The sequence below is a fragment of the Methylopila musalis genome (assembly GCF_042679725.1).
GTDB classification, from domain to species: Bacteria; Pseudomonadota; Alphaproteobacteria; order Rhizobiales; family Methylopilaceae; genus Methylopila; species Methylopila musalis.
Genome location: NZ_JBHTMX010000026.1, coordinates 1 through 25,760, shown reverse-complemented (window position 1 = coordinate 25,760; position 25,760 = coordinate 1). Strand labels below are relative to the sequence as shown.

The 25,760-nt window shown below is 65.5% G+C and carries 24 protein-coding genes and 1 pseudogene; 12 read left to right on the top strand and 13 right to left on the bottom strand.

What is annotated here, in order from left to right; translation table 11 throughout:
- Positions 1-196: 196 nt before the first annotated feature.
- The 4 genes from ACFQ4O_RS05550 (at position 197) to ACFQ4O_RS05535 (ending at position 5,010) form a co-directional block, all read left to right on the top strand.
- Positions 197-1,459 carry an SfnB family sulfur acquisition oxidoreductase gene (locus tag ACFQ4O_RS05550; protein ID WP_378774668.1) on the top strand — a complete coding sequence of 421 codons (1,263 nt, stop codon included), beginning with the start codon at positions 197-199 and terminating at the stop codon, positions 1,457-1,459.
- A gap of 61 nt (positions 1,460-1,520) precedes the next feature.
- Positions 1,521-3,029, top strand: a complete 1,509-nt coding sequence (locus ACFQ4O_RS05545) for an APC family permease (protein WP_378774667.1) — start codon at positions 1,521-1,523, stop codon at positions 3,027-3,029.
- Between the two features lie 48 nt (positions 3,030-3,077).
- Positions 3,078-4,316 (top strand): aminomethyltransferase family protein, encoded by a 1,239-nt coding sequence (locus ACFQ4O_RS05540; RefSeq protein WP_378774666.1) that lies wholly within the window; start codon positions 3,078-3,080, stop codon positions 4,314-4,316.
- A gap of 64 nt (positions 4,317-4,380) precedes the next feature.
- Positions 4,381-5,010: a hypothetical protein gene (locus ACFQ4O_RS05535; RefSeq protein ID WP_378774665.1), complete on the top strand. Its 630-nt coding sequence runs from the start codon at positions 4,381-4,383 to the stop codon at positions 5,008-5,010.
- Here ACFQ4O_RS05535 and ACFQ4O_RS05530 read toward each other — a convergent pair.
- Positions 4,911-6,313: pseudogene (locus tag ACFQ4O_RS05530) on the bottom strand (IS5 family transposase). The gene ACFQ4O_RS05535 and the pseudogene ACFQ4O_RS05530 overlap by 100 nt on opposite strands.
- A 175-nt stretch (positions 6,314-6,488) precedes the next feature.
- Between ACFQ4O_RS05530 and ACFQ4O_RS05525 the strand changes: the two are divergent.
- Positions 6,489-6,707 carry a hypothetical protein gene (locus tag ACFQ4O_RS05525; RefSeq protein ID WP_378774664.1) on the top strand — a complete coding sequence of 73 codons (219 nt, stop codon included), beginning with the start codon at positions 6,489-6,491 and terminating at the stop codon, positions 6,705-6,707.
- Positions 6,708-7,250: 543 nt separating this feature from the next.
- Here the strand turns inward: ACFQ4O_RS05525 and ACFQ4O_RS05520 are convergent.
- Positions 7,251-7,685 (bottom strand): hypothetical protein, encoded by a 435-nt coding sequence (locus tag ACFQ4O_RS05520; protein WP_378774663.1) that lies wholly within the window; start codon positions 7,683-7,685, stop codon positions 7,251-7,253.
- 50 nt (positions 7,686-7,735) lie between these two features.
- Between ACFQ4O_RS05520 and ACFQ4O_RS05515 the strand changes: the two genes are divergently transcribed.
- From ACFQ4O_RS05515 to ACFQ4O_RS05505, 3 genes are all read left to right on the top strand, one after another.
- Positions 7,736-8,026, top strand: coding sequence for a hypothetical protein (locus ACFQ4O_RS05515; protein WP_378774662.1), 291 nt, complete (start codon positions 7,736-7,738; stop codon positions 8,024-8,026).
- 182 nt (positions 8,027-8,208) lie between these two features.
- Positions 8,209-8,637, top strand: coding sequence for a hypothetical protein (locus tag ACFQ4O_RS05510; RefSeq protein ID WP_378774661.1), 429 nt, complete (start codon positions 8,209-8,211; stop codon positions 8,635-8,637).
- Positions 8,638-8,850: 213 nt separating this feature from the next.
- Positions 8,851-9,267 (top strand): hypothetical protein, encoded by a 417-nt coding sequence (locus tag ACFQ4O_RS05505; RefSeq protein ID WP_378774660.1) that lies wholly within the window; start codon positions 8,851-8,853, stop codon positions 9,265-9,267.
- Positions 9,268-9,490: 223 nt separating this feature from the next.
- Here the strand turns inward: ACFQ4O_RS05505 and ACFQ4O_RS05500 are convergent, their stop codons facing one another.
- The 11 genes from ACFQ4O_RS05500 to ACFQ4O_RS05450 form a co-directional block, all read right to left on the bottom strand.
- The gene (locus tag ACFQ4O_RS05500; RefSeq protein ID WP_378774659.1) at positions 9,491-10,309 is read right to left on the bottom strand and encodes a TorF family putative porin; all 819 of its coding nucleotides are present in this window, start codon (positions 10,307-10,309) and stop codon (positions 9,491-9,493) included.
- A gap of 210 nt (positions 10,310-10,519) precedes the next feature.
- Positions 10,520-10,828 (bottom strand): hypothetical protein, encoded by a 309-nt coding sequence (locus ACFQ4O_RS05495; protein WP_378774658.1) that lies wholly within the window; start codon positions 10,826-10,828, stop codon positions 10,520-10,522.
- A gap of 6 nt (positions 10,829-10,834) precedes the next feature.
- Positions 10,835-11,533, bottom strand: a complete 699-nt coding sequence (locus ACFQ4O_RS05490; RefSeq protein ID WP_378774657.1) for a tetratricopeptide repeat protein — start codon at positions 11,531-11,533, stop codon at positions 10,835-10,837.
- Positions 11,534-11,537: 4 nt separating this feature from the next.
- Entirely contained in the window at positions 11,538-12,632 is a 1,095-nt protein-coding gene (locus ACFQ4O_RS05485) for a ring-hydroxylating oxygenase subunit alpha (protein ID WP_378774656.1), read from the bottom strand.
- Positions 12,633-12,707: 75 nt separating this feature from the next.
- Complete coding sequence (locus tag ACFQ4O_RS05480; protein WP_378774655.1) at positions 12,708-15,098, bottom strand: N,N-dimethylformamidase beta subunit family domain-containing protein; 2,391 nt, start codon at positions 15,096-15,098, stop codon at positions 12,708-12,710.
- Positions 15,099-15,232: 134 nt separating this feature from the next.
- Positions 15,233-15,673, bottom strand: coding sequence for a N,N-dimethylformamidase, small subunit (locus ACFQ4O_RS05475; protein WP_378774654.1), 441 nt, complete (start codon positions 15,671-15,673; stop codon positions 15,233-15,235).
- Between the two features lie 187 nt (positions 15,674-15,860).
- Positions 15,861-16,565, bottom strand: a complete 705-nt coding sequence (urtE, locus tag ACFQ4O_RS05470; RefSeq protein ID WP_378774653.1) for an urea ABC transporter ATP-binding subunit UrtE — start codon at positions 16,563-16,565, stop codon at positions 15,861-15,863.
- Positions 16,562-17,308 (bottom strand): urea ABC transporter ATP-binding protein UrtD, encoded by a 747-nt coding sequence (gene urtD, locus ACFQ4O_RS05465; protein WP_378774651.1) that lies wholly within the window; start codon positions 17,306-17,308, stop codon positions 16,562-16,564. Before urtD ends, urtE begins: the two co-directional genes overlap by 4 nt.
- A 10-nt stretch (positions 17,309-17,318) precedes the next feature.
- On the bottom strand, positions 17,319-18,425 hold the full coding sequence (urtC, locus tag ACFQ4O_RS05460) for an urea ABC transporter permease subunit UrtC (protein ID WP_378774650.1): 1,107 nt from the start codon (positions 18,423-18,425) through the stop codon (positions 17,319-17,321).
- Between the two features lie 46 nt (positions 18,426-18,471).
- Positions 18,472-19,347 carry an urea ABC transporter permease subunit UrtB gene (urtB, locus tag ACFQ4O_RS05455; protein ID WP_378774649.1) on the bottom strand — a complete coding sequence of 292 codons (876 nt, stop codon included), beginning with the start codon at positions 19,345-19,347 and terminating at the stop codon, positions 18,472-18,474.
- 115 nt (positions 19,348-19,462) lie between these two features.
- Positions 19,463-20,767, bottom strand: coding sequence for a transporter substrate-binding domain-containing protein (locus tag ACFQ4O_RS05450; protein WP_378774648.1), 1,305 nt, complete (start codon positions 20,765-20,767; stop codon positions 19,463-19,465).
- Positions 20,768-21,294: 527 nt separating this feature from the next.
- On the opposite strand from ACFQ4O_RS05450, the gene ACFQ4O_RS05445 reads away from it, so the two are divergent.
- The 4 genes from ACFQ4O_RS05445 to ACFQ4O_RS05430 form a co-directional block, all read left to right on the top strand.
- Positions 21,295-21,990, top strand: coding sequence for a response regulator (locus ACFQ4O_RS05445; protein ID WP_378774647.1), 696 nt, complete (start codon positions 21,295-21,297; stop codon positions 21,988-21,990).
- Positions 21,983-23,524 carry an ATP-binding response regulator gene (locus ACFQ4O_RS05440; protein WP_378774646.1) on the top strand — a complete coding sequence of 514 codons (1,542 nt, stop codon included), beginning with the start codon at positions 21,983-21,985 and terminating at the stop codon, positions 23,522-23,524. The genes ACFQ4O_RS05445 and ACFQ4O_RS05440 overlap by 8 nt, the downstream gene beginning before the upstream one ends.
- Before the next feature lie 29 nt (positions 23,525-23,553).
- Complete coding sequence (locus ACFQ4O_RS05435; protein WP_378774645.1) at positions 23,554-24,822, top strand: ABC transporter substrate-binding protein; 1,269 nt, start codon at positions 23,554-23,556, stop codon at positions 24,820-24,822.
- A gap of 221 nt (positions 24,823-25,043) precedes the next feature.
- On the top strand, positions 25,044-25,760 hold a 717-nt coding region (locus tag ACFQ4O_RS05430), incomplete at its 3' end, for a CbbQ/NirQ/NorQ/GpvN family protein (RefSeq protein WP_378774644.1).

Here is a 25,760-nt window from a genome sequence, read left to right as displayed (position 1 = left end):
GGAGGTCGAGTTCTTCGGACGGGAGGTCATCCCGCTCGTCCGCGAGCTCGAGGCCCGTCTCCCGCCGGTCGCCGCCACCGTCACGGCCGACGCCGCCGCCTAACGCCTCACCGTACCCACCCTCCGGCGCGACCGCGCCGTGCGCCCGACGCGCACGGCGAACGGGAGCCCGCGTCCTGATCAGGAGACCCCCCTCATGACCCTCGCACCCACGCCGGCGCGCCCCGTCGTTCCGGATGACGTCCCTCAAGGCGTTCCCGGCCCGGCGCGTCCTTCCGCGCCCGCCCATGTGATCCGCGACGACGCGGAGGCGATCGCGGTCGCCGAACGGCTGGCGGCCGACTTCGTCACCGGCGCCTCGCGGCGGGACGCGGAGCGGATCTGGCCGGTGGAGCAGCTCGACGCCTTCTCCCAGAGCGGGCTCTGGTCCATCAACGTGCCGAAGGCCTTCGGCGGGCCGGAAGTGTCCTACGCCACGCTCGCCAAGGTGATCGAGATCATCTCGGCGGCGGACCCGTCGATCGGCCAGATCGCCCAGAATCATCTCGGCGTGGTGGCCGCGATCCGCACGGTCTCGGACGAGGCGCAGCAGAGGCTGCTCTTCGCCGAGGCGCTGAAGGGAACGCGCTTCGGCAACGCCTTCTCGGAGTATCACTCGAAGCGCGCGGCGGAGTTCGAGACCACCTTCACCGACGATGGCGACCACGTTCGGGTCAACGGCCGGAAGTTCTATTCGTCCGGCGCCATTCTCGCCCATCTGGTGCCGATCGTGGCGCTCGATGACGAGGGTCGCGCCTGGTACGCGATCGCCGAGCGGGACGCGCCCGGCCTGACCGTGATCGACGACTGGTCCGCCTTCGGCCAGAAGACGACGCTGTCGGGAACCGTGATCCTCGATCAGGTGCGGGTGCCGAAGACCCATCTGGTCCCGGGCTACAAGGGCTACGATCGCCCGACCGCCGACGGCGCGATCTTCCAGATCATCCAGGTCGCGGTGGATGTGGGCATCGCGGCGGCGGCCGTCGCCGAGACGATCGATTTCGTGCGCGGCAAGTCGCGCGCCTGGGTCGACAGCGGCGTCGAGCGCGCCTCGGACGACCCCTACACGATCCAGGCCGTGGGCGATCTGACGATCCGGCTTCACGCGGCCCAGGCGCTGCAGGAGCGCGCGGGCCACGCGATCGATCGCGCGGTCGCGGACCCGACGGCGGAGAGCGTCGCCGCGGCCCAGCTCGCCACCGCCGAAGCCAAGGCGCTGTCCACCGAGATCGCGATCGCCGCCACCAACAAGCTGTTCGAACTCGCCGGCGCGCGCTCGACGCTGGCCGAGCACAATCTCGACCGCCACTGGCGCAACGCCCGCACGCACACGCTGCACGACCCGGTGCGCTGGAAATACGCCATCGTCGGCAACCACGCGCTCAACGGCGTCAACCCGCCGCTGCACGCCTGGAGCTGACCGGCTCGCTCCTCCCCGAAGACGACGGGCGACAGCGTCGACCCCAACATCAGCGAAGACCATGACCGACACAACGATCGGCGCCATTCCGGTGGGGACATCGGATCAGCCGCACATGCAGCGCGTCATCACCTGGCGGCACGCGTTCTGGATCACCGCGGGCGCCTCGCCGTGGGTTCTGTTCTCGATCGGCGCGGTCGCCGACACGGTCGGAACCCCCTCCATCCTCGTCTGGGCGGTGTCCGCCGTCATCGGCTTCCTCCAGCTGTTCCTCTACGCGGAGCTGGCCGGCGTCTTTCCGCGCAAGACCGGCGGCGGCTCGGTCTACGGCTCGGTCGCCTGGATCCGCTACGGCAAGGTGTTCGCGCCGATCAACATGGGCGCCTACTGGTTCGGCACCTCGACCTCGCTCGCGGTGCTCGCCTCGCTCTGCGGAAGCTACATCGTCTCCGCCTATTTCGCGGACACGGGCTTCGCGACGTTCAACCTGACGCTGCTCGACCTGTCCTCCGTGCTGCCCGGCATCACCTTCCAGCTGAACGGCACGATCGTCACCGGCATCGCCGTGCTGCTGTTCGTGTTCGCGATCCAGCACACCGGCATCCTGCGCGCGGCGAAGATCCAGAAGGTCATCGCCCTTCTGGCGCTCGTCCCGCTGGTGCTGCTGGCGATCACGCCGGTGGTCGGCGGCGCGATCGACTATGCGAACTTCTCGCCCTTCGAGCTGAAGGGCGGCGTGAGCTGGACGAGCCATGAGGGCGTCCTGCTGCTCGCCGGGGCGCTTCTGGTCGCGGCCTGGAGCACCTACGGCGCGGAGCAGGCCGTCACCTTCGTCAGCGAGTTCAAGGACCCGGCCCGGGACAGCGTGCTCGCCATCCTGTCCACCGGCGCCATCGCGTTCGTCTGCTACGTGGTGCTGCCGTTCACCTTCCTCGGCGTGCTGGGCCTTGCGACCCTGACCCAGCCGGAATTCGTGGCCGGGTACACCCAGAAGGCCGTGGCCGAGCTTGCGACGCGCTCCTTCGGCGCCTACGCGGCCCAGGCGGTGACGATCGTCCTGATCCTCGCCCTGCTGCTGTCGGTCGGCACCCTGCTCGCGGTCAGCGCCCGCACCCTCTACCAGGCGTCGGTCGACGGCGTGTTCCCGAAGTTCCTCTCGCGGCTGAACAAGCACCGGGCGCCCGTCGCCGGCATGTGGGCGGACGTGGTCGTCAACGCCGTCCTCATGCTGCTCGGCCATCCGCTGTTCGTCCTGGCCGCCGGCGCCGTCTGCTACATCCTCAGCGTCTCCATGGACATCGTCTCCGTCCGGATGCTGCGCCGCCAGTTCCCCGACCGGGAGCGCCACTACCGCGCGCCCACATGGCTGGTGAACTACGCCGCGCCGGTGCTCGCTTTGTTCAACATCGGCCTGATCGTGGTCGGCGCGAACATCATCGTGCCCAATGCGCTCCTGTACGGGATCGGGTCCATCGCGCTGATATCGCTTCTGTTTTTCTACCGGCACTACGTCGTCGACAAGGGCGTCTGGCCCGACCACGTGAAGAGCGATCTCGGCGTCCCGTCCTGACCGACGCCCGCGCGAACGCCACGCCCCCATCCCATCCGGAGAAACGCCTTGTCCGCCAACAGCATCCGCTATGTCGTCACGACCGACCCCGAGGGCGGCTGGGCCTATGGGGCGAACCCCGGCCCTTACGCCAAGTTCCACGTCGCGAACGACGCGACCTACTGCATCTACAACAACCGGCTGATGCCGGTGACCCAGAAGATCGGCCGGGAGGACGGCTACTGGCTGCTCCGCCGCAAGGCCGGGCTGTTCGACACGGGCGAACGCCCGATCGAGATCGCCGGTCCCGACGCCGAGGCGCTCTGCAACCGCGTCTTCACGCGCGACGTCTCGAAGCTGAAGCCGGGCCGGGCCGGCTACGGGCTGCTGTGCTACCCGGACGGAAAGCTGCTCTGCGACGGCGTGCTGCTCCGCCACGACCGGGACCGCTTCTGGTACGTGCAGGCCGACGGCCCGGTCTATTCCTGGCTCGTCGCCCATGCGCAGGGGCTCGACGTCGCCATCTCCGACCCGCGGTCGTGGGTGGCGCAGGTTCAGGGGCCGGCCTCGCTCCACATTCTGGACGCGCTGCTCGACGGCGGCGCGCCGGCCGGGTTCTCCTACTATTCGGTCGCGCCGGCCGCGGTGAAGGGACAGAAGATCATCGTGTCCCGAACCGGCTGGACCAACGAGCTCGGCTTCGAGTTCTACACGCTGCCCGACGAGCCCGGCTACGACCCGGACGCCCTCTGGACCGCCGTGCTGGAGGCGGGAGCGGCGCACGGGCTCGGCCTGTGCGGGCTCGATTCCATGGAGATCCGCCGGATCGAGGGCGGCATCCTGAACAACGGCTCCGACTTCGACGAGACCATGACGCCCTATGAGGCGGGCCTCGGCCGCTTCGTCGATCTGTCCAAGCCGGCCTTCGTCGGGCGCGAGGCGCTGTTGTCCGGCGGCGCGCCCTCGCGGCTGATCGGCCTGATCGCCGAGGGCGGCGAGCCGCTGCGGGAGGGCGTCGTCAGCGTCGCGGGCGCGCGGATCGGGACCGTCACGGCGGCCGCCTATTCGCCCTTCCTCGACGCCGGCGTCGCGATCGTGCGTCTCGACACGGCGACGCCCGCGGGCTCGGCTGTCGAAGTCGAGGGGCGGGACGGCCGGCGGCGCACCGCCGTGCTGTCGGAGCTTCCGCTCTACGACCGCGACAGGGCGATCCCGCGCGGCGTGTCGGCGGACATTCCGGAACGCCCTAAGGCTCGCCGCGGCGAGGACGGCGCGCCGTCCTCGCCGCCCGTGCGCCTCGCCGGCTAGCCTCGCCGGCCGGTCGCGGCCGCGGGCGGCGACCGCGACGGAAGCGCGCCAGAGCATCTACGCGGTGGACGCCACCAAGCTCGGCGCCATGACGGCGGGCGCCATCCGCGCCATCGGCGCCGAGGCCGGCCTCGGCGTGAACATGGGCGCGAAGCTCACCGCCAACGGCCGGACCAACACGGTGACGACCAGCGCGGGGCCCGTCGCCCTCGACCTGCGCTCCGGCGGCAATCTCACCACCAACGCCATCGCGGTGAAGGCCGCCTCCGGCTCCACGCGGCTGAACGGCTTCATCGCCGCGACCGAGACGTTCCAGCAGACCGGCGTCGCGTCGATCTCCGGCGACCTGACCGTGACGGCGTGCGAGGTGTTCGTTCCGAAGGGCGGGCGTCTCGGCGTCATCGGCGCGCTGTCGATCACCGCGGACAGCACGGTGACGATCGACGGCGAGCTCGCCGCGACCAGCATCGCCATCCAGTCCGCGACCGGCCGCCTGCAGAACACCGGCTTCATCTTCGCCAAGGAGCTTCTGAAGGTGGAGGCCGGCGAGGCCGTGGGCAACACGCGCCAGACCGTCGACGTCTACGAGGTCGCCTACGACGTGGACGCCCGGAAGTACGTCGAGGCGTGGAAGAAGACGATCGACGAGAAGCCCGGAGCGCCGACGCCGCGGCCTCCGCGCTCCGGGCGCTGAAGAACGCCGAAGAGGTGATTTTCGCCGACCACGACCAGTACGTGCAGGAGGGCGGCACGCTCAGCGGCCGGGACGTGACGGTCTCCGCCGGCGCGATCTTCAACGCCGGCGCCGCCATCGTCGCGACCAACAACGTGTCGCTGACGGCGACGACCGGCGACCTCGTCAACACCTATCTGTCGCTGCGCCACAACATCGACGCTGAGGACGGCTGCAAGGAGCTCAGCTGCGGCACGAAGGTGTCCTACTTCGCCGGCGACATTCTGGCGGGGGGCGACCTGTCGCTGTGGGCGAAAGTCAATCTGGACAACCAGGCCAGCCGGATCGGCGCCTACCACGACATCACGCTCTACGCCGGCCGGAACATTCGGAACAAGCTGTCGTCCGAGCGGTTCGACCTCGCCGACGGCGCGATGATCTCGCGGGTTTACGTCTACGGCGCCAAGAACCTCAGCTCCAAGGCCGTCTACATCGACGAGAAGGACGTCATCGGCGTCTCCGAGATCTCGTCCTTCGCCGGCGCCCCCAACGCGAGCGACGGCTCCGCCGACGATACGCTCAAGTTCAAGGACCTCGGCGGCTTGGACAAATTTGAGCCAGCATCTGGCGGAGGCAAGATGCACCATGCCGAGGAAGCTATTGGCCAGTTGGTCGTAACGGGTTGCGATGGCGCGGTTGATTTTAAGGTAGCCGAACATGCGCTCGATGAGATTGCGCTGCTTGCAGAGTGCCCGGTCATGCTCGATCTTCACGCGACGGTTTGATCTGCCGGGAATAACGGGCTCGATCTGCCGTTTGGCGAGGTCAGCACGGATTGCGTCGGCATCGTAGCCCTTGTCGGCCAACAGTGCATCGGGCCTGCGTTCTGGCAGGCCGATCAAAGCATCGTACGCCTTGCAATCTGCCGCTTCACCTCCCGTCAGGATGAAGGCGAGTGGTCGTCCGAGGGCATCAGCCAAGCAGTGAAGCTTACTGGTGAACCCGCCCCGCGAGCGGCCAAGAGCGCGTCGATGCGTCCCCCTTTTCCGCTCGCTGCCGAGACGTGGGCGCGAACGGTGGTGCTGTCGATGCTGTAGTGGCCGCTGTCCGCCATGATCTCGGCCAGCGTCACGGCGACCATCTCCCAGACCCCGGCTTTGCTCCACCGTCGGAACCGTCGATAGATGGTGTTCCAACTGCCATATTTGGGCGGCACGTCACGCCACGGGGCGCCGCAACGAAGTCGCAAGAGGATGCCATTGATGATGGAGCGGTTCTGTTCAGGCGGCCTGCTTCGACCACGGTTTTCAGGCTCGATGGGCAACAAGGCCTTCAGAACGCGCCATTCTGCTTCAGTGAGATCGCCCCTGCTCAAGCCTGCCTCCAAAAAGCAGCCTTGAATCAATCCGCCCGCGCCACGTCAATCGCCTTCGCTGATGGCCGGCACCTACAGCGCGGGATCGATGGCAAACCGGACCGGCAGGCGATAATCTCTTTATATGGGAACGCTGAAACTCGAAAATCGCACTGCGGAATACCAGTGGGCAACCGACGTACACTTCGACGGCATACGTCTGGAGGTACTCTCAAGCGACGGAACTCCACTCTTCGACATCAGCATACCGGATGACGGTCACATCACCATCAACACCTTCGGCAAAGAAGTTGCCGCAGACCTGATCGAGGCCGCAGTCGAGATCGCCCGTCAGCCGCGATAAGCTCACGCTCGGCCAATTTGTCCACGCCGCCTAGGCTACGCGGTGCAAGGGACAAAAATGGAAGATATTATGTGTTCAACATTATAGTGAAGCAGGGTCAGGTTATTTATCGCGATGCGATCGAGTCATCCAAATGGGTCGCAAGGACAAAAAGTTTTGGGTGGCCCGGAACATCGCAGGACCTTTCGAAGGGAGCCATTAAGTGGACGAATTAAAATCATGAAAATTATTGGAGATAGCTCGTCCTATTTGGAGTTTAAAAGAAATAAGAATGGGGATTTAATGCATGTTGCATTCTCGTGTGAGTGGTGCAGTGGGAGTTTTAGTTTTTTTTCGGATCAAGATAATTTTCAACGTCTTTTTGGAGTCTTGAGGGCTGTTTCCCGCGGCCGGGGAGGCGAATGGCTGAGCGAAGAGGGTGATCTTGAGATTGTTTTCTCTGTGAGAAGAACGGGTGTCGTTCTTATCGAATTCAAAGGCGCTCCGAGTGCGAACTTAGCGCAATCCGGAAAGATTGAATTTTGCATGGAAGCGGGGATCGGCTCATTCGACTCCGTTATATTGGAGTAGAATAATTAGTAGTGTCTGCAGGTGTGTTGTGGGTTCCCATAAGGGCTTTCTCGCCAGCCGATATTTTTGGGGAAACGGGCTCATGACGGTTTGATCCAGATGCGGATGGGAACGAGCTTGATGCCGCCGAAGCAGTTTCTGGCTTTTCGGTCGCATCAGGCGTCGATGCCGCGCATCTGTGATGCAATTGAAGACGTGTTCGACGAGGTTGCGCTGGCGAGTGGCGCAGCGGCTGAAGCTGAGCGTCGCCTTCTGGCTCGAACTCGGCGGGATGTTGGGCCAGGCGTCGCGGTCTTGAACCAAGACGCGGACGCCGTTGGTGTCTTCGGACTTGCCGGCGATGATCACGGCCCCCCGGCCGAATGTCAGCGAGCGAAGTCGTGACGACTGGAGTGTCGCCAGCTTCATGCACGGATTTATGCTCCTGAGAACACGCGGATGCATAAGTGAGGCGAGCCATGCTGAATGTCCCGGAAAGAGCTCTTATAATAAAACGTAAGAAATTTTACGAATTAAAATCGGGTATTGAGGGCATAGAAGCGCTTATGGCTTTTGATTCTCCGTTCGGGGAGTCGGAAGAATTCGTTGTTTATGGCCCGTATTTTGATCTTGAGTCATTAAACGCGGTTGCGGATTTCCTTGTAAAAATTGGCTTGGAGTACTGGGACGATTTTTTTGATCTAAAGGAGGATCGGCCTGGGTGGTGCAGTCTTGTTGTGGGTCCCGCTGAAGGGGAGGCAGGTGAGTAGATCGCTTGGATCCGATTGCGCGCTTTGTGGTTGTGTTGGTTGGTGGCGACAAAATATGTGCCCGTAATTGGGAAGGATGAGCCATATGCTGTTCGAATGGAAAATTTTTTCGCTCGTCTCTTGATGCTGAAGGATATTGTACATGTTTCGTAAAAATTGGAAGCCTGAGTGGGGAAATTGATATGGATGTCACCGGTTTTGCTATGTTATCTGAGGAAGAGAGAGGTAATATTGTTTGTCTCCAAGGATATATAGTGTTGAAATATGTCGGCATATGTCTGATTGATTTTAACGTCCATCCGGAATGGGAGAAGACAGATTATGTGAAACTGAAGGGTTCGGATCTCGAGTATGCGCTCAGGCTAAAGCTCGCGGTGATGGGCGGGGGAAACAGCGTGTTTTTTCATGAGGCCCAGATAACGGGGCATTGGGACGCGGGGGAGTGGGTCCCGTCGCATATTCTGGCGAAGAACACGAGAGATGATGATTGGTTTGAGGTTCCTATCGATGAAGACGCCTTAAAAAAAGGTAAGAAAACTTATGGTCATCTCGCCGATGCAGACGAAGAGACGACGGCGTTCTGGCGTATATACAGTAAAAATAGCGATTAATTATATCAAGAGCGGTTGTTCGTGCTCATTATTGGCGTGGGGCCGCTGAAAAAGAGGAGGGGGATTGAGGTGCTTTGTGATTTCGTTGTTGGACGTGCCGAGATAGGGACTTGTTATGGGAAGGCAATGAAATCCAAAAAGGTTTCTCCGATAGCAACGTTTCTGTCCGTCTCCTAAGTAAGTAAATAAAATAAATTTCAAAAGGAAATAATTATGAACGTTGCAAAATTTGTTGCTTTGTCCGAAGAGGATAAAAAACACGTTGCTTGTCTTCAAGGATATATTGTTCTGAAAGATGGTGGCGTGTTCGTGATTGATTTTAAAGTTCATTCGGAATGGAAGAAAACAGAATGTGTTAAATTAAGAAGGCCGGATATCGAGTATGCTCTCATGCGCAAGCTTGCAATGATGGGTGGTGGAAGTAGCATATTCTTTCACCATGCTATTATAAAAGGAAGATGGGAGGAAGGTGCGTGGATACCGGGCCGCATTCAGGCAAAAAATACGAGCGAAGAGGAGTATTTTGACGTTCCTATTGATGATGAAGCAATAAAGAATTCGAAGTTAATATATATCAGGTTTGATGATCAAAAAGAAGAAGATTTGTCTTTCTGGCCAAAATACGACTGAACTAAATTTCTTTAGATGATTTGGTGCTTGTAGCCTTTTTCGCTCGTGATTTATACGAGATGGCGCTCGCGTGCTGGCGAACTTCGAGTGGAACGAAGCCAAGGGCTTTTGGCGCGGGCGCATGGTCGCTTTCGACGCGCCGGAAATGAAAAAGGCCGCGCCTCTCCCGGGGAACGAGAAGGGGCGCGGCCAGCTACCCGGCGGGGGGCGCCGGGATCGGTGATTACTTCAGCTTGCTGAGCGAGGTGTCGAAGGACAGGCTCGCCAGGAAGCGCGAGCCGCAGGAGCCGCGCTGGCCGATGAACAGAGCGCATTCGCGCTTCGACAGGCCGCTGTCGGTGTAGCGCAGGTCGAGCGTCGCCGCCTTGTAGGTGAAGCCGCCGCCCACGTTCCAGAACGTGTACTCGGGCGCGAAGTTGTCCGAGATCCACTGCTTGCCGAACTCGCCCGACACGTAGGCGCCGAGGACCGGGACCTGCGGCAGCGACGCCAGCGTGTACTTGCCGAACACCGAGGCGTGGGTGCCGTCGATGCCCTTCACGTTGATGAACTTGCCGGTCCAGAACAGGTTGGCGCCGATGGTGAACTCGTCGGTGAGGGCGTATTTGGCGATGCCGTACACCTTGTAGAAGTCGAGCTCCCGGACGCCGCTGTCTTCGCCGGTGTAGTCGATCCAGACATAGCCCACGTCGAGCGACAGCTTGTCGAAGCTGTGGCGAAGGCCGCCGTAGATGTCGATCTCGGCGCTCGGATTGGTGCCGCCGAAGCCGACGTTCGAGGCCCAGACGCCCGCATAGACCCAGTCGAACGCCGACAGTTCGGCGTAGCCCTGGATCGCAGGCTTCCCCTTGGTCTGGCTGACGCTGCGCAGATTGTACTCGCTCGCGAGCTTGACGCCGAAGGCGATGTCGATCGGCAGGATCGGCTCGGCGGTCATGGGCGTCGCGAGGTCGGCCGTGAGGTCGGCCGCGACGGCGGGCGCCGCGGCGAAGCTGGCGGCCGCGATCATCATCGCGCCGCATGCGTGGTTCAGGTAGGACATTGCGATCAACCCCGTCAAAACAACTAGACGATCAATCTTTTCCGACTCTAGAAAAATCATCTAGTCCTAATTTACGAAGATCAGTCTGCGGCGGGCGGGCTGTGATATTTATGCTGCAGTGCGATCATCGAAGATAGAAGTTCTGTGGCGGCGCAACCTGAGGGGCGTCGTCCAGAGCAGCCGGAGGATCGGGAAGACGTAAATCGCCTGTTAACGCGCGGGAGCTTCGACGCCGCCCGGATTCTGCTTGAACAGGTAGAGCATCGGTCCGCGAGCCGATGTTTCGGCGAGCGGGATCTTCAACTGTTCGGTCATGTAGCGCAGCACCAGCGCGGCTGCGGCCGGCGACAGCAGCGGCTTCCAGAGCCAGATGTCCCGTTCGCGGTCCACGCCGTTGTCGTCGAACAGCGCCGTCTCGGCGTTCACGGCGGAGCCGATCCGCCAGCCGGAGGGCTCGGTTCCGAACTCCTTGATGTAGCTCAGGAACTCGAATTTCACCTGTTGCGGGCTGTAGACCATGGCGGGTCAGCCCGGAACGGGCGAGAGACGGGCGTGCATCGAGACGTCGGGCGTCGCGGCGCGCCAGCGGGCGACGCCGGCGGCCCCGGCGCGCTTCTCGTCCGCCGACATCTGGCCGACGACGCCCTCCAGCGCGTTCAGCGCCGAGCCCACGCCGTGCTGGGCCGCGAGCGAGAGCCACACATAGGCCTCCACCCGGTCCTTCTGCACGCCGACGCCGTTGGCGTAGAGGAAGCCGAGCCGGGCCTGCGAGGGGTAGTGCCCGCCCTCCGCCGCCTTGCGGTACCAGCCGGCGGCGGCCTCGGCGGACGGCGTCTGGGCGTTCGGCTTGGAGAGCAGGGTCGCCAGATTGTACTGGGCGTAGAGGTCGCCCTGCTCGGCGGCGCGGGTGAGCCACGCCACGGCCGCGCGCTCGTCGCGCTCCACGCCCTGGCCCATGGCCAGCATCGCGCCCACATTGGTCTGGGCCAGCGCGTTGCCGGCCTCGGCCGCGGCGAGATAGAGCGCGAAGGCCATCTGGGGCGAGGCCGCGCAGCCTTCGCCATGGGCGTACATCACGCCGAGCCAGGTTTTGGCCTCGGCGTCGCCGGCGTTGGCGAGCCCCTGAAACAGCTGGAAGGCGGCGTCGAAGTCTTCGCGGTTGTAGGCGGCGATCGCGTCTTCGAGCGGCGAGCCGCGCTCGGCCGGGATCTTGGCGGAGAGCATGGGGTCAGCCTTTCGGGTTCTGGAACAGGGGTTGGTCGACCGGGCCGAGCGGCGCCCGGGCGACCCGCGCGGCGAGCGTCGCCTGCATCCAGGCGGCGACCGGCGAGGTCTGGCGGGGCGCGGGCAGGCCGATGGTCTCGGGCCGGTGGGTGGAGCCGAAGCGGGAGAGCGCCAGATGCTCCGCCTCGCCCTCGGCCGCGCGGGCCGCGATCTCGGAGCGCCATCGGTCGAGCGCGCCGGCGGGGTCGGCGCCGTAGACCGAGACCCGGCAAAGCGTGCGGCCGATCGCGGTCGGCTGAAGCGCCACGACCGCGGTGCCGGTCTCGTCCGACAGCAGGACGAGGTTGGGGAACAGCCAGGCGGCGCGCGCCGGGCCGCCGTCCCGCGTCTCGGTCTCGGAGACGATCCAGCCGGCCTCGTCGTCGCGCGCCACGGGGCGGCCGGCGGCGAGGGCTGCGGCGGCGAGCTTCCAGTTGGCGTTGAATTCGAGCCAGATCTCGTCGGAGCGGTGCGGCTTGTGGTTGCCGAAGGCGCCGGTCTCGCGGTTCAGCCGCTGAAGGCTCGCCTCCGCCCAGACCGGGGCGATGTCGAGATTGACGAAGATCAGCGGGCCCCAGCTCCGCGCCTGCGCGGTGAGAAGGCGCTCGGGCCGCAGGCCGAGATACTGGTGCATCTCCGGCGCGCCGTCGCCCAGCGCCTGCGCGGGGATCGCGCCCCGGTCGCGGCTGTAGCCGCAGGAGGTGAAGGAGCACTTGGTCTTGGCGCCGGTCTGGCACTGCAGCGGCACCACCCGGCAGCCGCCGTGCTGGGCCTTGTTGAAGCGCGCCGCGAGCCCGGTCGCGGTTCGCTGCACGTGGACGCCATGGGTTCCGACGGTGAAGGGCAGCAGGTCGCCGACCTGGGGGATCGCCTCATGGGCGCCGACGCAGATCCAGTCCCGCGTCCACACCGCCTCGTCCTCGAGCCGGGTGAAGGCGAGCGACCGGACCGCCGCGGGCGGCAGCGTCCGGGGCGCGCCGGCGGTCGCTTCCGCGAAGAAGGCGGGGGCGGCGAGGTCCTGCCCCTCGTCGAAATAGCCGAGGTCCGGGCGGTGCTCCATGGCGGATGCGCCTCATCGCTGTCGGGAAGGGGAGGCCCCCCGCCCGCGGCGCGAACCGCGGGCGGGGGGAGAGGCTCAGGACGCCGTCGTGGCGAGGGCCGGCGACTCGTAATCCGCCCGGCCGCGATGCTTGATCGCGTCGGCCGGCGGCGGGGGCAGCGGGCCGTCCTTGGAGAAGCGGTCGAGCACGTTCTTCACCAGCGTCGAGACGTTGTTCTTGCCCTCGTTCCACGGCAGCGAGCCGCAGAAGGCGATGGACGAGAAGGCGAAGCAGCCGCCGCCGTTCGGCGTCTCGTGGAAGGCGATGTCGCCGCGCACGCGCGGATGCACCGTGCCGTCGAGGCCCTGCTGGTTGAAGCCGAAGTCCTCCATGACGAGGAGATAGGCTTCCGTGTGCCGGCCGGCCGAGGTGGCGACCGCCAGCGTGTGCGGCGGGGAGCCGAGCGTGACGTCGACGATGTCGAGCTCCAGACCGGCGCAGCCGCCGCCCACGAGGCCGAAATTGCCGATCGGCTCGTCGTAGGAGATGCCCTCGAAGGCCCAGGCGACGCGGGGGTCGAGGCTGTCCGGGGTGCGCGAGTAGTAGGTCGAGATGTCGAAGCCTTCGTTCGTCATGCCGACGCCGGCGACCGAGTAGAGCGACCGGCCGCGGAAGCGCCACATGCCGCCGAGTTCGCCCGTGCCCTGGTGGTAGTACTCGCCGGGCTCGGCGCGCCAGGTGCGGATGCCGGACTCGCAGCGCCGCATCTCGGTCAGCACGCCGCGGCCGATGTCGTCATAGGCCGGGTGGTAGGAGTGGACCCAGTACCAGGCGTCGGCGCCCATATACATCAGGCGGCCGCCGCGCTGGGTGTAGTTGTGCAGCGCGTCGAGCTGCGTGCCCGAGTTGTGCTCGGGGTGCGAGCCGGTGATGATGACGTTGTAGTTTTCGAGCCGGGCGAGACCGTCATAGGTGACGTCCTCGTCAGTGATGACGTCGTACTCGTAGCCCATGGTCTCCAGCCAGTAGATCAGATGGAGATCGGCCGGGTACTGCCACGGCGCCTGCGCCAGGAAGTGATCGTATTTCGGGCGGATCGACAGGATCGGCCGCAGACGCGACGACATGCAGATGCCCGAACCGTCGGTGTGCGTGTCGTAGATCGAGCCGCCATATTCGCGATGCTCGGCCAGGAACATGTTCTGGTGCTGCATGATCGGCACGCGGTAGACGAACAGCTCCGCGCCGCCGGCGTTGCAGGCCACATGCTCGTTGGCGTAGGCCATGTAGGAGATGGTCGGGACCATCACCGCGATCTTGGACTGCTCCTTGCCGATCTTCGGCACGACCCAGAACGGGAGATAGTCCTCGTCGCCGTCCGTGGTCGTGACCTTGAGCGCGTAGAAGCGGCTCTTGGCGTCTTCCGGCACGCTCCACGTCACGTCTTCCGACCAGCGGGCGTTGTCCACGTCGTCGTCGTGGAAGTGGATGCCGCCGTATTCCTTCTTGGCGTATTTCCAGTCGAAGTTCTCGCCGGACCAGTTGTAGCCGGTGAGCGCGCGCGTCGGACAGTTCACCAGCTGCGCGTCGAAGCGGTAGGGGCCGTTGTCCTTGGCCTTGATGGTGCTGATGCCGTCCCAGAAGTCCCAGGCGGCGACGATGAGGCCGGACAGCTCGCCGGTCGGGCCGGAGTTGCGGCGCTCGGTGAGGCCCGGCTGCGCGCCGCCCTTCATCTGCTCGATCTCGAAGCGGCTCAGCGCCTTCTTGACGATGCGCGGGCTGTCGATCTTGCCGTTGTACTTGCCGGTGAACCAGACGCCGGCGGGAAGCGAGGAGGCGCCGAGCGGATCGTCGCTGATCTTCTCCACATAGGCGGCGAGCGCGACCGGAGCGCTGGTGTGCTCGATCGTGGTGTTGATAACGGTCTTCACCGGCTCGATCACCGGATCGAGGGCGTAGACCACCTGCGGCTCATGGTAGAGCGCGACCTCGCCGGTCTCGGCGTCGAAGCTCGCGGCCACGAAGTGCCAGGCGTGGTCGCGGATCGGCGCGCCGGTGGTGACCTTGTGGCCGTTGATGCGCAGCTCGACGAAGCCGTCCTCGTTGATGAACAGGCCGTAGCCCTTGCCGTCCATCCACTTGGTGACGAGCCCTTGCGCGCCGTGCTTCCAGTACCGCGGGTGCGTCTTCGGCGTCGTCGGCCAGATGTAGCACTGCAGCGTGAAGCTTTCGACGTGGAACTGCGGCGCGTCCTCCACATAGCCGTAGGAGCCGCCGTGGATGATCTGCTTGCGGCCCGTGTAGGTCCCGTTGGCGGCGGCCTCGATCGGCTTCTCGATGAAGCCCGGCCCGCGCGGGTTGGTGTCGCCATGGATCATCTGGACGACTTCGGCCTTGAACTCGGCCGGGCCGTCGCAATTGACGTAGAACTTGATCTCGTCGCCGGGGTGGACGCTGAACTTGTCAGCGTATCCAGTCAACCGCATGGCGCACATCGGATTTCTCCAGTTAATCGCTTGCGCGAGGCAAAGGCCGGGCGTTTGCGCCGACGGGGCCGCCGGCGCATCAAGGCGTGGCGGACTGAGGGCTTGGCGCCCTCAGTCCCGAAGGGGTCGGTTGGTCAGGTGACGGGCCAGTTGTCGTCCCGGTGCTTCCACCCTTCGGTGAAGTTCTCGGGCATGCCGGCCGTCTCGGGCAGTTCGTCCAGGCGCATCAGGAAGATGTCGTGCTGGATCTCCTGCTCGCAGGTGTAGACCTTGTCGGTCACGAACTCCGGCGGCACGCCGCGCACGCCCGACAGGCGGCCGATGCGCCATTCCGCGTCGATCTTGGTGCAGATGACGATCAGCTTGCCCTTCGGCGACTCGCCACGCATGCGCAGCAGCACGCGGCGCAGGTCCGGGTTCTCATGCACGCCGCCGGTGACGACGGTGGTGTCGCCGGGCGTCTCGCACTTCAGCACCGAAAAACCCGCGACCCCTTTCATGGAGTCGACGCACTCCCGGTGCTCCTTGATCATGGCCTCGCGTTCGGGCGTGCCTTTCTTGGGAATGGGAATCATCGCAGACCTCTCTGAAGCATCGCGGCCTTCTCGAAGGCGCGGAGAGTGTTCGGACGCAAGATGATCGTCCGTCAAAAAGGAGAAGAGGCGGTTCCTCTTCTTTGTTTTTGCGAGTTCTAATCTATCTGCGATCCGGACGTTGCGTCAATGGCGCAACGACATTTTTCTAGACGATAAATCTAGATGCTTAGATGGTCATGTGGCGCTCGACCAGCTCGTCGGTCATTTCGGCGATCGGGCCGCGGGCCACGACCCGGCCGTTGTCCACCATCAGGAAGGCGTCGCCGAGCTTGCGGGCGACCTTGATGTGCTGCTCGGTCAGGATCAGGCTGATGCCGAGCTCCTTGTTGAGCATCTTCAGGATCTCGCCGATCTCGTGGACGATGTTGGGCTGGATGCCCTCGGTCGGCTCGTCCAGCAGCAGAATCTTCGGCCCCACCGCGAGCGCGCGGGCGATGGCGAGCTGCTGCTTCTGGCCGCCCGAAAGCAGGCCGGCGCGGCGCTCCAGGTTGTCCTTCAGGTAGGGGAAGATCCTCAGGCAGATCTCGGGGATCTCCGGCGCCTTGTCCGCGCGGGCGAAGGTGCCGAGCAGGATGTTCTCGCGCACGGTGAAGTCCGAGAGGATGCCGCGCCCTTGCGGCACGTAGCCGATGCCGTAGGGCGCGCGCTGGTGCGGCGGCTTGCCCCCGATCTCCGCGCCGTTGACGCGGATCGCGCCGGTGGAACGGTCGGTCAGCCCCATGATGGTGCGCATCAGCGTGGTCTTGCCCACGCCGTTGCGGCCCAGCACGCACAGGCACTGTCCGTCCTCCAGATCGAAGGACACATCCTTCAGGATGCGCGTCGCGCCGTAATAGGACGTGACGTTGTCGAAGTTGAGCAGCGCGCTCATGCCGCCTCCTTCTCGCCGAGATAGACGTCGCGCACGCGGGGGTTGGCCTCGATCTCGCCGAGCGTGCCCTGGGCCAGCAGCGAGCCCATGTGCATGACCGTGACCACGTCCGCGATCTCGCGCACGAAGCCCATGTCGTGCTCCACCACGATCAGCGTCGCGGTCTTGCGCAGGTCCTTGAAGATGCGGGCGGTTTTTTCGATCTCGCCCTCAGTCATGCCGGCGATGGGCTCGTCCATCAGCAGCAGCCGCGGCTCCTGCATCAGCACCATGCCGATCTCCAGCCACTGGGTCTCGCCGTGGGACAGGATGCCGGCCTGCTCGCCGAGCCGGGCGCTGAGGCCCGCGAGCGTCGCGATCTCGTCCAGCTTCTCCTTCAGCCCCGCCTTGCGGAACTTGAACAGGTTCCAGAACGGGTTGGTCTGGCGGCTGTAGGCCACTTCGAGGTTCTGGCGCACGGTGAGGTTCTTCAGCACCGCCGGCACCTGGAACTTCCGCCCGATGCCGGCGCGCGCGATGACGTGCTCGTGCTTCGCGGTGATGTCTTCGCCCGCGAACAGGATCGTGCCGGAGGTCGGTTTGATGCGGCCGGTGACGAGATCCATCGTGGTGGTCTTGCCGGCGCCATTGGGGCCAACGAGGCAGCACAGCGTTCCCTCGACGACCTCCATGCTGAAGTCGTTGATGACCTTGGTGGCGTCGAAGCTCTTGGAGAGGTTCTTGATTTCGAGAAGTCCGGGCATCGCCGCTCCCTCACTCGGCCGGCATGGGCTTGGCGTCGCCGTTGGGCTCAGCCGTGGTGGCGTTCTTGGGCTTCGAGGCCAGCAGCCCGAGCGCGGACTCCAGCAGGCTGGCGAGGCCGTTCGGCAGGAAGCGGACCACGACGATGAAGAAGCCGCCGAGGATCAGGAGCCAAGTGGCGAGGAAGGCGTCGCCGAGGTAGCTCTGGGCGCCCTGGATCAGGAACGCGCCGCACATGGCGCCGAGCAGCGAGAGCCGGCCGCCGATCGCGGCCCAGATCACCATCGACAGGCTGAAGCCCACGTCGAGCTGCGCCGGCGAGACATACTGCACCAGCATCACCAGGCAGCAGCCGGCGAAGGCCGCGATCGCGCCTGAGATGGTGTAGATCGCGGTCTCGTAGCCCGCGACGCTGTAGCCGAGGAAGCGCACCCGCTCGGCGTCGTCGCGGATCGCCTGGGTGACGAGGCCGAACGAGCTCTGGGTGATCAGCTTCGCCAGCACCGTGGCGGTGACGAGGATCCCCAGCACGATCCAGTAGGCGGTCGCGCTGTAGGGGTCGATCTCGACGCCCGCGAGCTGCAGCGGGGAGGGCGGGGTGATGCCGTTGACGCCGCCGGTGTAGGGCTGGCGGTCGAGGATGATGGTGTAGAAGGCCGACAGCATCGCGAGCGTCATGATCGCGAAGAACGGCCCGGACACCCGCGCCCGGAACATCACGCCGCCGAAGATCGCGCAGAACAGGGTCGGCACCAGGATCGACAGGATCAGGCCGGCGGCGGTGTTGGAGAACGGCTCCCAGAACCACGGCAGCGCGTCGAGGCTGTTGTTCAGCATGAAGGGCGGGATCGGGTTCGATTCCGACTGGCTCTGCATCTGCATGGTCATGGCCATGCCGTAGGCCCCGAGGCCGAAGGCGATGCCCTGCCCGAGGTTGAGGATGCCGCCGAAGCCCCAGCACAGGCTGATGGACAGCGCCAGCATGCCGTAGACGCCGTAGGTGGCGAGCTGGTTGAGCAGGAAGGCGTCGCTGACGGCGCCCGGGATCACCGCCAGTCCAAGGAAGAACGCCGCGTAGACGAGCCACTGGGCGGTCTTGTTGTGGTAGAGATTACCCATGGTTTTCACTCGCCCATGCGGTTGAGGGTGCCGAGAGGCGCGCGGGTCACCGGCGCGCGCCCACCTGGGCGAACAGGCCCTGCGGCCTGAAGCGCAGGAACACGACGATCAGCACGAAGATGACGAAGCGCGCGAAGGTGTCGTTGGTGAAGAAGGCGAACACCGACTGCAGCTGTCCGGTCACGCCGCTCGCCACCACGGTGCCGGCGAGGGAGCCGCCGCCCGTCACCACCATCAGGAAGGCCTGCACCACGTAGCTCGCGCCCATGGTGGGCAGCACGATCGCCAGCACGCCGAACAGCGAGCCCGCGACGCCGGCGAGGCCCGCGCCCAGCGCGAAGGTCATCATGTAGACGCGGCTCGAATTGATGCCGAAGGAGGCCGCCATCTCCTTGTTCTGCATCACCGCGCGCACCTGCACGCCGAAGCGCGTCTTGTAGAACAGCAGCCAGACGCCGAGCACGCACAGCGCCGTCACCAGCAGGATGACCACGCGGAAGCTCGAGATCGAGGCGAAGCCGAGCGAGATGTTGCTGGAGAAGATCTCCGGCGCCGCGAGATACTTCGGATCGCTGCCGAAGATCAGCCGCACGCCCTGCATCAGCACGAGAGAGACGCCGTAGGTGGCGAGCAGCGTGTCGAGCGGCCGGTTGTAGAGGTAGCGGATCAGCCCGCGTTCCAATGCGAGCCCCACGGCGCCGACGATGACGAAGGAGGCGGGCACGCAGAGCAGGTAGGGCAGCCCGAAGTAATATTGCAGCATATAGGAGCTGTAGGCGCCGAGCATGATGAACTCGCCATGCGCCATGTTGATCACGCCGGCCGCGCCGTAAATGATCGTGAGCCCGAGCGCGGCGATCAGCCAGATGCTGGCGATGCTGAGCCCGAGGATGAGCGCGTTGAGGAGCGAGCCAAGGTCCATCGTGCCGATCCGTGGTGTCTGAAGGCGGGACGTCAGGCGCGGACGCCTGAGGGAAAACGCCGGAGGGCGGACGGGCCGGACGTGAACCCGGTCCGCCCGCCGCTCCGGGACGGCGTCAGATGACGTTGGCGCGGACCTTGCCGTCCGGGGCCTTCAGGCCGTCCTTGGTGCAGACGCCGGAGTCCGGGTAGATCGAGTACGGGTCCGGAGCGACGTGGCTCTCGGCGGCCTTGACGATCTTGAACGTGCCGTCCGCCTGGCACTGGCCGATCTTGGGCTTCAGCCAGGTGTTGAAGTTGTTCTCGTCGATCCAGATCAGGCCTTCCGGCGAGACCCCGTCCTCGATGCGGATGCCGCCGGAGTTGTCGCGGATCGCGCGGGGGGTGACGTTCTCGAAGCCGACGGCCGCGGCGGCCTTCTCGAAGCCCGCCTTGAACACGTAGGCCGAGAGATAGGTCTCCTCCATGTTGTAGTGGGTCGTGCCGTTCTTGCCGTATTTCGACTTCAGGAAGTTCTCGACGAACTTCTGGTTGGTCGGGTTGTCGAGCGACTGGAAGTAGGGGGCCGACAGGAAGTGGCCGGCGCCGAACTCGGCGCCCATGGCGCGGGTCTCGATCTCGCCGGTGGTCAGCGAGGCGATCGGCATCGAGTCGACCTTGAAGCCTTCCTGCTTGAACTGCTTGTGGAAGGCGATGTCGGAGGCGCCGACCACGGTGGAGAAGATGAAGTCGGGCTTGGCGTCGCGGATCTTGCCGAGCACGGGTCCAAACTCGGAAGAGCCGAGCGGGATGTACTCTTCGCCGACCAGCTCGCCGCCGGCCTTCTCAAGCCAGACCTTGGCGTTCTTGTTGGACTCCTTCGGCCACACGTAGTTGGAGCCGACGAAGAAGACCTTCTTGCCGAACTTCTCCACCATGAAGGGGATGAGGTCCTGGGAGTGCTGGTTGGCGAGCGGGCCGGTGCAGATGGTGTTCTGCGTGCACTCCGCGCCTTCGTAGCAGGTCGGGTAGTAGAGCAGGTGGTTGCGCTGCATGACGGTCGGCAGGATCGCCTTGCGGCTGGCCGAGGTGTAGCAGCCGAACAGCGCGGTCACCTTCTCGCGCAGGATTAGCTCCTTGGTCTTCTCGGAATAGACGCCGAAGTCCGACTTGGCGTCCACGATCACCGGCTGGACCGGCACGCCGCCGACGCCGCCGTTCTTGTTGATCTCGTCGAAGGCGTATTGCAGCACCAGCGTGCTGTCCTCCTCCGGAACGGCGAGCGCGCCGGTCAGCGAGAACAGCAGGCCGACCTTGATGGGTTCGCCCTTCTTGAGCGGCGCCGCGTAGGCCTTGTCCGAGGTCATGATGTTCGGCATCGCGATCGCGGCGGCCGAAGCGGCGGCGGCGGTCGTAAGCAGTCTGCGGCGCGTGAAGTCCATCGTCTGAGGTCCCTTGGGTCCGAGAGGAAGAGTTCGCCCGGATCGCTGATCCGGTCGGGAAAAACATGGCGCCTTTGCCGTTATGTCTAGATGCTAGGGTCGAACTTGAGGTCGCGTCAACGCCTTTACGCAGGGTGACGGATGTTTCCTCACACGGTCGGAAAAGGCGCCTCGGAGGCGTGCATCAGGGGCAAAACCCACCTGGAACCGCACTTAAATTGAGCAAATTGCCTATGGGAACCGTGGACTTGGGTCTGATCAACCGAAAAAGCCGCGGACGGGCGGTACGATCGCGCACGGGAGGGCCGCCGAAAGCGCGTGGCTTGTGTGTCCAAACTGTGATCTAGATGTTTTGGCTAGTTCTGGTCGTCGCGGACGTCACATGCCGAAGCCGGCCGGCCATGCGCTTCGCCTTACGTCCACTTGGACGGAGCGTGTCGGGAAGGCTATGCAGGTGTGACGAAGAGATTAAGCATGCGACTCTGGCGATCCGCGCCGCGTCCGGTCACGATGCCTGTTGGGTTCTGATGAAGATACTGATCGCCGACGATCATTGGGTGGTGCGTGAGTCGCTCAAGCAGGTGATGCGACGGCTGCAACAAACGCTAGACGTTTTCGAGGCCGAGACCTTCTCGGAGGCGGAAGAGACGCTCGCCCGCCACCCGGACATCGACCTGATGCTGGTCGATCTGGTGATGCCGGGCTTCGAGGAGTTCGACGGCCTGCGGCGCCTGCGCGCCACCTTCCCGGACACGCCGGTGGTCGTGATCTCGGTGCACGAGGATGTGGACCATGTGATGCGCTCGCTGGAGCAGGGCGTCATCGGCTACATCCCCAAATCCTCCGGCGGGCAGGAGATCGAACGCGCGCTGGAGCGGGTGCTGGAGGGCGAGGTGTCGTTCCCCCGCCGGATCATCGAGCGCTCGAACGTCTCCGGGAGCCCTCGGCCGGTCGCGTCGCAGGCGGCCCCGCGCCCGGCCGCGGCGTCGGCCCCGGCCGTCATGGAGCGCGACACGGACCTTCTCACCGCGCGGGAGCGGGACGTGCTGGCGCTGCTCGGGCAGGGCTTCTCGGTCAAGCGCATCGCAACCGAGCTCGAGCTCAGCAGCCAGACGGTGCGGGTGCACCTCGGCAACGTTATGAAGAAGCTGAACATGCGCGACCGCTCCGAGGCGGTGCATTACGCCATCAGCAATTACGAGGCGCTGGCCGAACGTGGCTGACGACGGGCGGGGAACCGGCGCGCTCACGCTCGACGCGACCGTCCTCGCCGGTCTCGACGTGCTGCCCGACGGCGTCGCCATCTGGGGCGAGGACCGCCGGCTCGCCTACGCCAACGGCGCGCTGCGGCGGATGCTCGACACGGCGCCCGTCGTCGGCGAGGCGTTCGAGGCCTTCGCGGGCCGGGTCGCCCAGTCGCGCGAACTGACGCTGATGGACCCGGACGAGTGGCTGGCGGCCGAGATCGCCGATTTCGGCAAGGAGAAATCGGCCGATTACGTGCTCGCGGCCGGATCGGTGATGAAGGTCACCCAGCGGCCGATCCGCGACGGCGGCATGACGGTCGCCTATGCGGACGTGACCTCGATCAAGCGCAACGAGCAGGCGCTGCGCGCGGCCAAGGAGACGGCGGAGGCGACCGACGAGGCCAAATCCCGCTTCCTGCGCGCCGCCAATCACGATCTCCGCCAGCCTTTGGCCTCGCTCAAGATCCTGGTCTACAGCTGCATGCGCGAGGAGTCGGAGCAGATCCGCTCCGAAATGCTGCACGCCATGAGCGTGGCGGCGCTGATCATGGAGGATCTGCTCGGCGCGCTGCTGCAGATCGGCCAGCTCGACGCCGGCCGCATCCAGCCGCGGGTGACGAGCTTCCAGCTCTCCCAGCTGTTCGAGCGCCTCGCGATCCAGTTCCGCCACCAGGCGGAGGAGAAGGGCCTCAAGCTTCGCTTCGTCATCCCCCGGGGCACGGTGGCGACGGACCGCGCGCTGCTGGAGCGCATCCTCTCCAACTTCGTCGCCAACGCCATCCGCTTCACCGAGGTCGGCGCCGTGCTGGTGGGCTGCCGCAAGGAGGGCCGGATGCTGCGGATCGAGGTGGTGGACACCGGCCGCGGCGTGAAGGACGAGGACCGGGAGCGGGTGTTCGACGAGTTCTACCGCGCGGCCGAGGAGCGGCGCGGCCAGAAGAGCGGCCTCGGGCTCGGGCTCAACATCGTGCGCCGCCTCGCGGCGCTGCTGGAGCACCCGGTGCGCCTGCGCTCCGAAGTGGGGCGCGGCTCGATCTTCTCGGTCGCGGTGCCGCTCGGCAACGTCTGGCACAGCGAAGGCGGCGAGATGGAGATCAGCGAGACGGTCGCGGGCGAGTTCGCCGGCGTGCCCGTGCTGCTGGTGGAGGACGACGACATCCTGCGGCGGAGCATGACGCAGCTGCTGCAGCGCTGGGGCATCGCGGTCCACGCCGCCGCCGACGAGGCGGAGGCGGTGCGGCTCGCGGCCGAGGGCGTCTCGGTGCGCATGATCGTCGCCGACTTCAATCTCAAGAGCCGCACCGGCGTCGAGGTGGTGCAGGCGCTGCGCGCCGTGTTCGGCGCCGAGACCCCGGCCATGATCGTGACCGCCGACGCGGAGCCGCGCGTGCTGGCGAGCATCCGCGAGGCCGGCCTGCCGGTCCTCATCAAGCCCGTGAGCCCGCCGCGCCTGCGGGTTCTCATGCACAATCTTCTGTTCGAGCCCGGCCAGGTGGCCGTGCCGAACTGACGCGCGCTTTGTCCGGGAGGGCGTAACCCTTGGCCGCCGACCTGCCTCCCGTTCCGATCGGGAGCATGATCCCGCTCACCGGCCCGTCCGCCGCCGACGGGGCCGAGTTCCGCAAGGGCATGATCCTCGCGGTGGAGGAGCTGAACGCGCGCGGCGGGCTGCTCGGCCGCCGGTTCGAGCCGATCTTCGCCGACACCTGCCGCCAGACCGCGGAGGAGGTGGTGGCCGCCGCCCGCTGGCTGATCGAGAAGCATCACGTCCACGCCATCGTGAACGGCTACAACATCGGGCCGCAGAACTCCGAATACGAGCCCATCGCGGACGCGGGCATCATCTATGTCCACGCCAACACGCTGCTGCAGCACCACGACACGGTGATGAGCGACCCGGAGCGCTATTTCGGCTGCTTCATGGCCGATCCCGCCGACTACTGGTACGGGCCGGGCTTCATCAAGTTCATCTCGTGGCTGCGGGACACGGGGCAGTGGACCCCGAGCTCGGACCGGCTCGCCATCGTGTCGGGCTCGAAGCCCTACAGCATCGTCATCGCCAACGCGATGGCGGCCTCGGCCGCCGAATACGGCTGGCGGGTGTGCTTTGGGCCGAAGATCGTCCAGACGCCCACCACCCGCTGGCGCGACGTGCTGGAGGAGGTGCGCGCCGCCAATCCGGCGGTGCTCGCCAACACCCATTTCTACGCGGGCGATCTGGCGCATTTCCAGCGCCAGTTCGTGGAGAAGCCGCTCGACTGCATCGTCTACCTGCAATACGGCGCGACCCACCGCAGCTTCTCCGACATCGCCCAGGAGGCGGCGGTCGGCGTGCTCGTGTCGTCGGTGGTCGGGCTGCTGCGCGACGATCTCGGGAAGCGGTTCGAGGCGCGCTACAACGCCCGCTTCGGCGAGGGCTCGACCGCCACCATCGGCTGCCAGTCCTACTCCAACATGCACCATTACGCGGTCGCCGCCGCCATGGCCGGCGGTTCGGGCGCGCCGGGCGATTTCGAGCAGAACCGCAAGGTGGCCTACGCGCTGAAGGGCATGATCTACCGCAGCGTCCAGGGCACGATCCGTTACCATCCCGACTGGCAGGCGGTGGCGCCCTATCCGGTGGTGACCCACGACCCGTCGCTCGGCATGCCGCACATCTTCTACCAGATCCACGACCATCGGCAGCCGCTCGCCATGATCGCGCCCGAGCCCTACAACACCGAGCGCTTCATCCTGCCGCCGTGGATGAGCGGCCGCGGCGTGGTCCGGCCCGAGGCCGACAACCCCCGCGGCCTGACGCATCTCTGACGGGTTTCGTCGCGTCGCATCCCGATGCATCTCTGACGCGCGAAGAGGCTTGATGCCGGAGGCAAGACCGGCGTTAAATCATGACATCACGCGGCGCCGCGCGCCGCACCGTTCCGCCGACAGAGCCGTCGCGGGACATCCCGGCAGGGACGCCGGTCGATCGCGGGCCGCGCCCGCCTCGCCATCCCCCCAAAAACCGCCTCTCCGCCGGGAGCCCCGCGATGACCGCCGACACGTCCGCCCATCTCGCCGCCCAGCTCATCCGCGACGAGCCGTTCTATCGGCCGGTCGGGGACGAGATCGACATCTTCGCCGCCGCCTATGCGGGCCGCCTGCCGGTGATGCTGAAAGGGCCGACCGGCTGCGGCAAGACCCGCTTCGTGGAGCACATGGCGTGGCGGCTGAAGCGCCCGCTCGTCACCGTCGCGGCCCATGAGGACCTGACGGCGGCCGATCTCGCCGGCCGCTTCCTGCTCGCGCCCGAGGGCACCGTCTGGCACGACGGGCCGCTGACCACGGCGGTGCGTCTCGGCGCGATCTGCTACCTCGACGAGATCGTGGAGGCGCGGCAGGACACCACCGTGGTGATCCACCCGCTGACCGACGCCCGCCGGTCGCTGCCGCTGGACAAGAAGGGCGAGCTGGTCCCGGCCCATCCCGACTTCCAGCTCACCATCTCCTACAATCCCGGCTACCAGAGCGCCGTGAAGGACCTGAAGGAATCCACCAAGCAGCGCTTCGTGGCGATCGAGTTCGACTATCCGGAGCCCGCGATCGAGGCCGAGATCGTGATGCGCGAGGCCGGCGTCGAGGCGGCGCTCGCGGGCGGGCTGGTGGACGTGGGGCTGCGGTCGCGCAACCTGCGCGGCGACGGGCTCGCGGAGGGCGCCTCCACCCGCATGCTGATCCACGCCGCGAAGCTGGTGCGCGGCGGCGCG